Below are 11,772 nucleotides of genomic sequence, written 5' to 3' on the forward strand. Positions count from 1 at the left end.
TTAATATTTTATAAATTACTACAAATGTTCTAATTTATACAAAATAGCTTTTTTATAACTTCTACTTATTGGTAAGGCTTTATTATGTATTTCAATAAACTCATTAGTAAAAGAATCAATTTTTGAGATTGAAACAATATAAGATCTATGGATTCTTAAAAAGTCTTTTTGAGGTAATTTTGCCTCAATATTTGAGATGGTTTCTCGGGTTACAATTATTTTATTTTTTAAATGAAACTTGATATAATCGCTTAAACTTTCAATATAGTTAATTTCAGAAAAGTTAATTTTCACCATTTTTCTATCGGCACGTACAAAGATAAATTCAGTTGTTTTTGGAGTTATTTCAGAAGAATTTTCAATAATTTCTGAAGTATGTTCACCCAAATATTTATTTACAGCTTGCAATATGCGTTCAAACGAAATTGGTTTTAATAAATAATCTACAGCTTGTAAATTAAAACCGTCTACAGCATATTCTCTATAAGCTGTAGTAAAAATTACTTTTATGTTTTTATTGATTGATTTTGCAAACGAAAGTCCTGAAATTTCAGGCATATTAATGTCTAAAAAAATTAAATCTATTTGGTTTGAATTAATTTGGTTAAAAGCTTCAACTGCATTTTTACAGGTTGCAACAACTTTTACGGTAGCTACTTTTTGTAAATGATTTTCTAAAATATCGCGTGCAATTGGCTCATCATCAACAATTAAACAATTTATAATTTTACTCATTTTTAAATTTATTTAAATTATTTATAGTTAATTTCACCTTAAAACTACTTTCAGTTTGCAAAGCTTCTAATATATAAGAATTGGGATACAACATTTCTAATCGCTTAGTAATATTATCCAACCCAATTCCACTATTACTATTTTTCTCAGCTATTGAAGTGTTTTCAATTTCAAAAAACAAATTATTAGCTACACATTTTATTTTAATTATAACATTTAAACTTCCGTTTATAATATTTCCATGTTTAAACGCATTTTCAACAAACGGAATTAATAACATGGGCGCTATTTGAATAGTATTGTTTACAACTTCAATTTTAGTTTCAACTTTAAGTGTATCATGAAAACGCATTTTCTCTAACGCCACATAATCTAATAAATGATTAATTTCATCTATTAATAATACATGTGGTTTTTCTATTTGATATAAAATATAATCTAATAAATTCGAAAGTTTTAAAATCATTTCAGGTGCTTCATCACTTTTATTTAAAGCAAAACCATAAATAGTATTTAAAGAGTTAAACAAAAAATGAGGATGAATTTGCATTTTTAAAAATCGTAATTCTTGATCCTTTATCTGTAATTGTGTTTGTAGTATTTTATTATTTAAGTTTTCATTGCTAACTATTGAGTTGTAATTATGCATTATTAAGCTAAACGAAACAATAATTAAAACCACAAAGTAAACACCTAAAACTATAAATGGTAACGTTTTGGTTAAGGGTGCTGCTGTATCAACTTCTTTATAACCTTCAGAATAAATTAATCCATACATAATGGATAAAATAATAACATACACCGAGATTATAAACGTATAAATACTGTATAAAATAAAATACATGTATTTTTTAGTGAGTAGATAATTAGGTATTAAATAATAAATTAAAAAGTAACTAATAAGAATGGTTACTGGCATTAAAAATATTGAAAACAATTTTACATATTCAGTATTAGAACTTCCATAACCTAAAAAATAAGCATAAAAATTATAAATAACTATCCAAAATAGTAGATGACCACAAAAGGTTAAAAGGTATTTTAAAATAGTTTTCTTTCTTTTCATAAAGTGCAATTTGCAAATAAAGTTAAAGTTATAGTTATTTTAGCGACAGAATTAAAAAAACTCACTTCATTTTACCAATTTTAAACTTTATTCAACAATATTCTGTATTAATTTGGCTGATTATCGTAATTTCCTGGTTAAATATCGCATTAAAAAATAATAATGCCTGTAAGTATTTACTTTTGATTTATAATTTTAAAAAACCATATTATGTTATTTATTCCTCAAAGTATAATCCCTTTAAATGGAAATCCTTTTTTTGCAAGATTAAATGAAGGTGGACCACTATTTATGTACACTACTCTTAGTATATTAATAATAATTATTGCACTATTAATAAGAGCTTTTTTAAAACCAACAACACGTGATAAAACAGTTACTTTAGTTAGTTCAATTAGTTTATTTGTGTTAGTATGGGGATTTTTAGGTCAAATGTTAGGACTTATTGGAGCTTTTGATGCTATTGAAGCTGCAGGAGACATATCACCAGCAATTTTAGCTGGAGGTCTTAAAATAGCGATACTTTCTCCTTTATTTGGAATGGTTGTGTTCTTAATTGCTAGAATTGGAATTATTATTTTAACATTATTAAAAAGATAAATAATATTAAAATCGTTGGTATTGATTTATCAAATTTCCAACGATTTTATTATTTATAACGCTTCTAATGAATACAATGTTTTTTTTCATTATTTTTGTATTCTATGAAAATGAAAAAAGCATTTATATTACTAAACGGTTCACAACCTTTAGCGTTACCAGAACTTACTGAATACGACATAATTTGCGCTATAGATGGTGCATATAATTACTTTGAATCCAACAATATAACGCCTGATTTAGTTACAGGAGATTTTGATTCTATTGAAAGCATTCCTACTTCTATTGAGGTTATAAAAACACCAAATCAAGAATTTACCGATTTTGAAAAAGCCTTGCAAATTCTTAAACATCGTGAGTTTACGCATATTGATGTTTACGGAGGTAGCGGTAAAGAACACGATCATTTTTTAGGTAATATAAGTACCGCACTACAATGGAAAATAGGCTTATCAATTTCTTTTTTCGATAATTTTGGAAAATATTTTTTTATTGAAAATAGTATCTTATTAACCAACGTTATTGGAAAAAACATTTCACTAATTCCTTTTCCAACTGCATCTGGCATAGAAACTAAAGGACTTATGTATCCTTTAAAAAACGAATCTTTAACTTTTGGCGAACGTATTGGAACACGCAATAAAGCCATTGAAGACAGTGTTTTTATTGCTTTTGAAAAAGGTGAATTACTAGTTTATATTAGCAATAATTAAGTATCTATTTAACATTATTAGTTTAATAATATTTTTTTAATAATAATTATTAAAATTTTATTAAATAACAACACCCTACAAGCAAATCTACTCCTAAAGCTAAAAATATTTCCAAAACTTAATTTTTAGCAAATTACTTATAGTACAAAATACAAATTACTTCTCTTTACTATAGATATCTCTTTGTAATTACAGGTTTATTTCAAAGACATACCAATCTATATTAACTTTAAGAATAAAATTAACGAACAATTATATTAGACTTAATTTAGTTAAATTTATTCATCACCAAAAAAGAATTATTTATGAAATATTTAAAAATAGCTGTATTAACGTTAGCCTTTTTTTCAATTACTTACCATGTAAATGCCTGTACTGTTGCTGTAATTTCAGGAAAATATACTAAAGATGGACGCCCATTATTATGGAAAAATAGAGACACACCCGCAATTAACAACCAAATTGTATATTTTAATGATGGAAAATACAATTATGTAGGCTTGGTTAATTCTAAAGACACTCAAGGAAAAAGCGTTTGGATCGGTCAAAATAGTACAGGTTTTGCTATTATGAACTCCGCCTCTTATAATTTAAATATAGGTGATAACACAAAACTTAGTGGCTTAGAAGGTAGAATTATTAAAGAAGGATTAGCCTCATGTGCCACAATTGAAGACTTTGAAAAATATTTAGACAATTTACCTATCCCTACAAGACTAGAAGGAAATTTTGGTGTTATTGACGCACAAGGCGGAGCTGCTATGTACGAAGTAAATAATAAAGGATATGTAAAATTCGACGCAAACGATCCTAAAGTAGCTCCTTTTGGATATATTATTAGATCAAATTATTCTTTTATGGGAAGTTTTGGTGAAGAAAGTAGCGGTTACCTTAGAAGTAATACCGCAAATGAACTTTTTTACAATGCTATGGCAACAAATACTTTTGATGTACAATTTATACTTCAAGATGTAACACGTAGTTTAAAACATTCTTTAACTAAAGATGATTTGTACAGAGATTATGCTGATATTCCAGAAAATACACCTACTTATTCATTTTTTCACGATTTTATTCCACGAAGAAGTACAGCTTCTGCCTGTGTTGTTCAAGGTGTAAAAAAAGGTGAAGACCCAGCTTTTACAACGTTATGGTCTATTGTTGGATTTCCATTAACATCAATTGCATTACCTACTTGGGTTAAAGGAGAAAATGATTTTCCAGATGTATTAAAACGCAACGATAAGTTTAACGATGCTCCAGTTTGTTATGCAGCATTAGAATTAAAGAAAAAATTCTTTGCTATTAGATGGGGAAAATGGGCTGCAAAATACTATGTAAATATCAACGCTTTAATAAATAAAGATAATACAGGTATTTATCAAAAAATCCATCCATTTGAGAATGAAATCTTTAAAATAACAAATCAAAAATTAGATGTATGGAGAGTTAATGGAATGAAAAAATCAGATTTAAAAGCACATTATAACCTACTTAATCAATTAGTGGTAAATATGTTTGATGAAGAATTTGATATTGATTTAAACTAAAAAGAATAGTATGAGAATTTATATTTTTATAATCGCTTTGTTTTCTCTTTTTGCTTGTAATACCAAGCAAAATAACCAAAATGAATCTGTAAATACGACCGAAAAATTAAAAATTGCTGTTTTTAATGGAAATGGAGCAGGAGAAGTTTCTGTAATTGAAACCATTGAAGCTTTAAAAATTGATACAGGAATTGTTGCACTACCTTTAAGTGCTTCTGAAATACAAGAAGGAAAATTAAGTGAATTTGATGCTTTAATATTTCCAGGAGGAAGTGGAAGTAAACAATTATTAAACCTTGGTGAAAAAGGGCAAGAAATTGTAACAGATTTTGTTGTAAATCAAGGTAAAGGTATAATTGGTATTTGCGCAGGCGCTTACTTACTTTCATCAACACAAGGATATCCTAATTTAAAATTAGCAAGTTCAATTCATATTGATAGAGCACATTACAATAGAGGACGCGGACTTATTGAATTTGAATTGACTAAAACAGGCTTAAAAGTTTTTCCTGAATTAGAAAATCAACGAATTTTTACTCAATATTATGATGGACCTGTATTGGTGAAAAATGATTCAGCAGCAGTACAGTTTGAAGAAATGGGGAAATATGTAACAGATATTCATCCTGATAATTTTGCCCCAGAAGGCATAACGCCAGGCAAAACATTTATGCTTAGACAAAATTCAGGAAAAGGAAAAGTGTTTTTAATAGCAGGTCATCCAGAATCTACCCCAGGAATGCGGTGGATGGTTCCTAGAATGGCACGTTGGGTATGCGGAAGTGAATTGGTAAATTACAACAAAAAATGGGTTAGACCTCAAATAAACAACAAACCAATTATTTTTGATAAGGCTCTAAAAAAAGAAGAAAAAGATAATTATTGGCTTTTATTTAGTGAGAATTCACAAGAGCAAATTAAAGCAATAACTAAATTACATGAGTTGCGTTCTAGACCAGCAGTTAGGTGGAATATAGGACTTTTAAGAAGCGTGCATGCTAAAACCAGAAGAATGGCTGCTAAAACTTTAAAAGAAACAGAATATACTTACGCTGTACCAGATATAGAAACGGCTTTAAAAGTTGAAAACGATTCGCTAACTAAAATAACTCTTCAAGAATCCATTAATTTTTTAAACAATAAATAAGAGAAATAATAAATAACACTCAGTATAAAATTATTTATAGTTTAATCCTATTTAAAATTCTGTGTATTACTAGGTAAATATTCAAAGATTTGTTTCAGTATATTAACCTTTTGCTATACGCCTAAATTCTATTTAATTATAAAGCATAAAAAAAGCGTCCCGGTTCTCGGGAAGCTTTCCATCGGTTTTTGAAACCTATGACGTAAAACGTCATTACAACACAACTATCACATAAAATGTGATATGCAAATATATAAAATTTTAAATTGATTTTAAATTCAATATTCTTTTTCTTTCTAAATTACTGTTATTTCTGAATTGATTGTATCTTTGCACACCGAAAATAAAAAATAAATACTAAATATAGCATCATGCAATTATCACCACTTGAAATAGTTAGAAGAGAATCTTTACAAAAACTACGTGAATTAGGTATCAATCCATATCCAGCAGCAGCATTTAAAACCACTGCTAACATAAAGGAAATTACTTCTAACTTTAGCTCTTTTGAAGGTAAAGAAGTTGTTTTAGCCGGTAGAATGATGAGCCGAAGAATAATGGGTAAAGCTTCTTTTGCAGAATTAAAAGATGCTAGTGGAAGAATGCAAATTTACGTAAACAGAGACGAAATTTCTTCTGAAGAAAACCCAACTATGTACAATACTGTATTCAAAAAATTATTGGATATGGGAGACATAATAGGAATTAGAGGAGATGTTTTTAAAACTAAAGTTGGTGAAGTTTCCGTTAACGTTAAAGAACTAACTGTACTTTCTAAAAGTTTACGTCCACTACCTGTAGTAAAAACTGATGCAGATGGAAAAGTACACGATGCGTTTTCTGATGCAGAACAACGTTATCGCCAACGTTACGTAGATTTAATTGTAAACGACCACGTTAAAGAAACATTTATTAAACGTACAAAAATCACAAACTCTATGCGTGATTTTTTCAACAAAAGAGGTTATTTAGAAGTTGAAACACCTGTATTACAACCAATTCCGGGTGGTGCTGCTGCTAGACCTTTTATGACACATCATAACGCATTAGATATGCCTTTATATTTGCGTATTGCAAACGAATTATACCTAAAACGATTAATTGTTGGTGGTTTTGATGCTGTTTACGAATTTGCAAAAGACTTTAGAAACGAAGGAATGGACAGAACTCACAATCCAGAGTTTACTGTAATGGAACTTTATGTTGCGTACAAAGATTACAACTGGATGATGAATATGACAGAGGAACTTCTTGAAAAAATTGCAATTGACACAAATGGAACTAGTGAAGTGCAGATTGGAGAAAATAAAGTAAACTTTAAAGCTCCATACCCAAGAGTCCCTATTTTAGAAGCTATTAAAATCCATACAGGTTACGATGTAGCCGGAATGAACGAAGATGAACTAAGAGATGTTTGTAGAAAGGTTGGAATTGAAGTTGATGAAACAATGGGTATTGGTAAAATGATTGACGAACTATTTGGTGAAAAATGTGAACACCTTTATATTCAACCAACATTTATAACGGATTATCCAAAAGAAATGAGTCCACTAACAAAAGAACACCGATCAAACCCAGCTTTAACAGAACGTTTCGAATTAATGGTTAACGGAAAAGAATTGGCTAATGCTTACTCTGAGTTAAACGACCCAATTGATCAAAAAGAACGTTTTGAAGAACAATTAAAATTATCTGAAAAAGGTGATGATGAAGCTATGTTTATAGATCAAGATTTTATTAGAGCTTTAGAATATGGTATGCCTCCAACCTCTGGTATTGGTATTGGTATTGACCGTTTGGTTATGTTTATGACCAACAACGCATCTATACAAGAAGTACTTTTCTTCCCTCAAATGAAACCAGAGAAAAAAGCACCTTCTATAGAATTAAATGATGATGAAAAATCTGTTTTTGAAATTCTTACTAAAGCAGAAAAAATAGCTTTACCAGAATTAAAATCTCAAAGTAAATTAAGCAACAAAAAATGGGATAAAACCATTAAAAGTTTAACAAAATATAATTTAGCCAAAGTTAATAATACTGATGAAGGCTTATTTGTAGAATTAGTATAAGGTTTTAAAAAACTTTATAAAAAAGATATAAAAAAAGGCTGTTTGAAAGTATTGAAACCCGTCATTCTGAATTTATTTCAGAATCTCATCATAACGATATTCAATCACAATGAGAACCTGAATCAGTTCAGGTTGACGAAAATTTCACTTTTCAAACAGCCTTTTAAAATTTATAAACCTAAATTAAGCTTCTCACCCACAAGAACCAGACTTACACATTATGCCTATTTAGCCATTTCCGTATAGTAAATACATTTTCCTTTTCGTATTTACAATCTAATCTTACTCCTTAGCAGCCATCTTTAAATCCATTTTACATACTGGACAAGTACCTTTAGCATCATACGTTTTTCCATCTTCACAATCCATTGGACATTGGTAAACACTATTATTAGCCTCTTTTTCACTTGAATAATCTTGATTTTCGTGAAATTCTGTTTCAACATTTTCTTTTTTAGTTTCTTTACAAGCTGTAAATAGTACTGAGAAAGAAAAAATTGCAACTAAAATTAATATTGATCTTTTCATCTTTTTAGTTATTTAGTAATAATTAATTATTTGCCTAAAGTACTAAAAATTATGAATTACAATTTTTTATCTTGTATTAAAAAAAATTTACTATTCTAAATCAATTTTACATTAAAAGAATTTTACTTTTGCTTAAAATTTTAATTAACTATGAATACTACTGAATTAAAAAAATCAATTTCAACAATAATAGACACTTCATCAAGTCAAGAGCTTATGCTGCAAAGTATTTGCGATCTCTTAAAACAAGAAATCAACTATTACGATTGGGTTGGATTTTATTTTAAAAATGGAGATAAAAACGAATTAAAATTAGCACAATTTGCAGGTGAACCAACAGAACATACTATAATTCCATTTGGAAAAGGTATTTGTGGACAAGTTGCTGTTAGTAATGAAAACTTTGTAGTTCAAGATGTTGCTAGTCAAGACAATTATATTTCTTGTGGTTGGAAAGTAAAAAGTGAAATTGTAATTCCAATTTTTGTAAACAATGAAAATATTGGACAAATTGATATTGACTCACATACAGTAAATCCTTTTACAAAAGACGATGAAAAACTACTCGAATTTATTTGTGAAAAAGTAGCAAGTACTTTATAATATCTTAATAAAACCATTATTTTTTAAAAAAATTGACACCGTTTTTAATGCTAAAAAATTAATTTAAAAACCGTTAAAATTCAATGAAATTTATATTGCGTAAACTATTGATAATTATTAGCTTTGCGCCACAGCAACAAAACTACTTATGACCACAACTAAAAAAGCAGCTTCTGCATTAATATCTGTATTCCACAAAGATGGATTAGAACCAATTGTTAAAAAATTAAATAGCTTAGGCGTAACCATTTACTCTACTGGCGGAACTGAAAGTTTTATAAAAGATTTAGGAATTGATGTAATTCCTGTAGAAGATTTAACTTCATACCCTTCAATTTTAGGAGGTCGCGTTAAAACATTACACCCTAAAGTTTTTGGTGGAATTTTATCAAGAAGAGATAATGAAAGTGATATATCTCAATTAAAGGAATATAAAATTCCAGAATTAGATATTGTAATTGTTGATTTATATCCTTTTGAAAAAACAGTAGCTAGTGGAGCTCCTGAACAAGATATTATTGAAAAAATTGATATTGGAGGTATTTCTTTAATTAGAGCTGCTGCAAAAAACTTTAAAGATGTAATTTGTGTTTCATCTATGAGTCAATACGACGAGTTTTTAGAAATAATAACTGAAGGAAATGGCGCAACTACATTAGAACAACGCAAAAACTTTGCAGCAAAATCATTTGCCGTTTCTAGTCATTACGACAGTGCCATTTTTAAATATTTAAACAAAAATGAATTGGCTTTTAGAGAAAGTTTTAACGATGCTTCAGCTTTAAGATATGGTGAAAACCCACATCAAAAAGGTTACTTTTTTGGAAACTTAGAAGAACTTTTTGAAAAATTACATGGTAAAGAACTTTCATATAATAATTTATTAGATGTTGATGCCGCAGTAAATTTGATGAATGAATTTAAAAATGATGCTCCAACTTTTGCAATCTTAAAGCATAATAATGCCTGTGGTTTAGCTCAAAGAGCAACATTAAAACAAGCATATGTAGATGCTCTAGCAGGTGATCCAACTTCTGCTTTTGGAGGCGTTTTAATTTCAAACAAAGAAATTGATGCTGATACGGCAGCTGAAATACATAAATTGTTCTGTGAAGTTGTAATAGCTCCAAGCTACTCTGTAGAAGCTTTAGAACTTTTAAAAGGTAAAAAAAATAGAATTATTTTAATTCAAAAAGATATTGAATTACCTAACCACCAATACAGAACTGCATTAAACGGTGTTTTATTTCAAGAGAAAGACAACAAAACAGATAATGCAAACGTTATGACCACCGAAACTGTTACTGCTCCATCTGATAATGAGTTAGAAGATTTATTTTTTGCTTCAAAAATTTGTAAACATACTAAATCTAATACTATTGTTTTGGTAAAAAACAAGCAACTATATGCTAGTGGAACGGGACAAACAAGTAGAGTTGATGCATTAGAACAAGCAATTGCAAAAGCTAAACACTTTAATTTTGACTTAACAGATGCAGTAATGGCAAGTGATGCTTTTTTCCCATTTCCAGATTGTGTTGAAATTGCTAAAAAAGCAGGTGTTAATGCTGTTATTCAACCAGGAGGCTCTATAAAAGATCAATTATCTATAGATTATTGTAACAACAATAAAATGTCTATGATATTTACAGGAACTCGCCATTTTAAACACTAATTTGTTTAACTTTGTGAAATTCAAAAATTAAAATTTTAAAATAATAAAAATATATGGGTTTTTTCGATTTTATGACCGAAGACATTGCCATTGATTTAGGTACAGCAAATACCCTAATTATACACGATGGCAAAGTGGTTGTTGATGCTCCTTCAATTGTAGCGAGAGATAGAAGCACTGGTAAAATTATAGCAACTGGTAAAAAAGCCAGTTTAATGCAGGGAAAAACTCACGAAAATATAAAAACAATTAGGCCCTTAAAAGATGGTGTAATTGCAGATTTTGAAGCTTCGGAGCAAATGATAAAAGAATTTATCAAAAGTATACCAAGCATAAAAAAACGTTTTTTCACACCTTCTTTACGAATGGTAATTTGTATTCCTTCTGGTATAACCGAAGTTGAAAAAAGAGCTGTAATTGATTCTTCTGAGCATATGAATGCTAAAGAAATTTACCTAATACATGAACCAATGGCCGCTGCCATTGGTATTGGTATTGATATTATGCAACCAAAAGGTAATATGATTATTGATATAGGAGGAGGAACAACTGAAATTGCAGTAATTGCTTTAGGTGGTATTGTTTGCGATAAATCTGTAAAAGTTGCTGGAGATGTTTTCACTTCAGATATTGCATATTATATGAGAACGCAACATAATTTATATGTTGGTGAACGCACTTCTGAAAAAATTAAAATTCAAATTGGAGCGGCTACAGAAGATTTAGAAACTCCTCCTGAAGATATGTTAGTACAAGGAAGAGACTTGCTTAGTGGAAAACCTAAACAAGTACAAGTATCTTTTAGAGAAATCTCTAAAGCACTAGATAAATCTATTCTTAGAATAGAAGATGCAGTAATGGAAACGCTTTCTAAAACACCTCCAGAATTAGCTGCTGACATTTACAATACTGGTATTTACTTAGCAGGTGGTGGTTCTATGTTACGTGGATTAGATAAACGTTTATCTAGAAAAACAGATTTACCTGTTTATGTTGCTGAAGATCCTTTAAGAGCTGTTGTTAGAGGTACTGGAAGTGCTTTAAAAGATTTAGAAAAATACAAAAATGTATTAATGAAATAAT

General features: G+C 28.9%; 11 protein-coding genes. 8 read left to right on the forward strand and 3 right to left on the reverse strand.

Translation table 11 applies throughout. The annotated features are described in order from the left end of the window. Positions 1 to 18 precede the first annotated feature (18 nt). Together MHL31_RS07675 and MHL31_RS07680 are read right to left on the reverse strand one after the other, a co-directional pair. Entirely contained in the window at positions 19 to 735 is a 717-nt protein-coding gene (locus tag MHL31_RS07675; RefSeq protein WP_240228595.1) for a LytTR family DNA-binding domain-containing protein, read from the reverse strand. Further along, a complete protein-coding gene (locus tag MHL31_RS07680; protein ID WP_240228596.1) occupies positions 728 to 1,801 on the reverse strand; it encodes a sensor histidine kinase in 1,074 nt (357 codons plus the stop codon). Before MHL31_RS07680 ends, MHL31_RS07675 begins: the two co-directional genes overlap by 8 nt. Positions 1,802 to 2,011: 210 nt before the next feature. On the opposite strand from MHL31_RS07680, the gene MHL31_RS07685 reads away from it, so the two are divergent. From MHL31_RS07685 to lysS, 5 genes are all read left to right on the forward strand, one after another. Further along, positions 2,012 to 2,401, forward strand: a complete 390-nt coding sequence (locus tag MHL31_RS07685) for a MotA/TolQ/ExbB proton channel family protein (RefSeq protein ID WP_240228597.1) — start codon at positions 2,012 to 2,014, stop codon at positions 2,399 to 2,401. Positions 2,402 to 2,511: 110 nt separating this feature from the next. Beyond that, on the forward strand, positions 2,512 to 3,114 hold the full coding sequence (locus tag MHL31_RS07690; RefSeq protein ID WP_240228599.1) for a thiamine diphosphokinase: 603 nt from the start codon (positions 2,512 to 2,514) through the stop codon (positions 3,112 to 3,114). 305 nt (positions 3,115 to 3,419) lie between these two features. Continuing rightward, positions 3,420 to 4,664 carry a hypothetical protein gene (locus MHL31_RS07695; RefSeq protein WP_240228601.1) on the forward strand — a complete coding sequence of 415 codons (1,245 nt, stop codon included), beginning with the start codon at positions 3,420 to 3,422 and terminating at the stop codon, positions 4,662 to 4,664. Positions 4,665 to 4,674: 10 nt separating this feature from the next. Continuing rightward, a complete protein-coding gene (locus tag MHL31_RS07700) occupies positions 4,675 to 5,811 on the forward strand; it encodes a BPL-N domain-containing protein (protein ID WP_240228602.1) in 1,137 nt (378 codons plus the stop codon). A gap of 371 nt (positions 5,812 to 6,182) precedes the next feature. Then, on the forward strand, positions 6,183 to 7,883 hold the full coding sequence (gene lysS, locus MHL31_RS07705) for a lysine--tRNA ligase (RefSeq protein ID WP_240228604.1): 1,701 nt from the start codon (positions 6,183 to 6,185) through the stop codon (positions 7,881 to 7,883). A 282-nt stretch (positions 7,884 to 8,165) separates the two neighbouring features. On the opposite strand, the gene MHL31_RS07710 is transcribed toward lysS, so the two are convergent. Continuing rightward, positions 8,166 to 8,411, reverse strand: a complete 246-nt coding sequence (locus MHL31_RS07710) for a heavy metal-binding domain-containing protein (RefSeq protein WP_240228606.1) — start codon at positions 8,409 to 8,411, stop codon at positions 8,166 to 8,168. 150 nt (positions 8,412 to 8,561) lie between these two features. Between MHL31_RS07710 and MHL31_RS07715 the strand changes: the two genes are divergently transcribed. From MHL31_RS07715 to MHL31_RS07725, 3 genes are all read left to right on the forward strand, one after another. Continuing rightward, complete coding sequence (locus tag MHL31_RS07715; RefSeq protein ID WP_240228608.1) at positions 8,562 to 9,014, forward strand: GAF domain-containing protein; 453 nt, start codon at positions 8,562 to 8,564, stop codon at positions 9,012 to 9,014. Positions 9,015 to 9,162: 148 nt separating this feature from the next. After that, positions 9,163 to 10,689, forward strand: a complete 1,527-nt coding sequence (gene purH / locus MHL31_RS07720) for a bifunctional phosphoribosylaminoimidazolecarboxamide formyltransferase/IMP cyclohydrolase (protein WP_240228610.1) — start codon at positions 9,163 to 9,165, stop codon at positions 10,687 to 10,689. Positions 10,690 to 10,742: 53 nt separating this feature from the next. After that, complete coding sequence (locus MHL31_RS07725; RefSeq protein ID WP_240228612.1) at positions 10,743 to 11,771, forward strand: rod shape-determining protein; 1,029 nt, start codon at positions 10,743 to 10,745, stop codon at positions 11,769 to 11,771. The last annotated feature ends 1 nt before the right edge of the window (position 11,772 follow it).

The organism is Lutibacter sp. A80 (genome assembly GCF_022429645.1).
Taxonomy (GTDB): Bacteria; Bacteroidota; Bacteroidia; order Flavobacteriales; family Flavobacteriaceae; genus Lutibacter.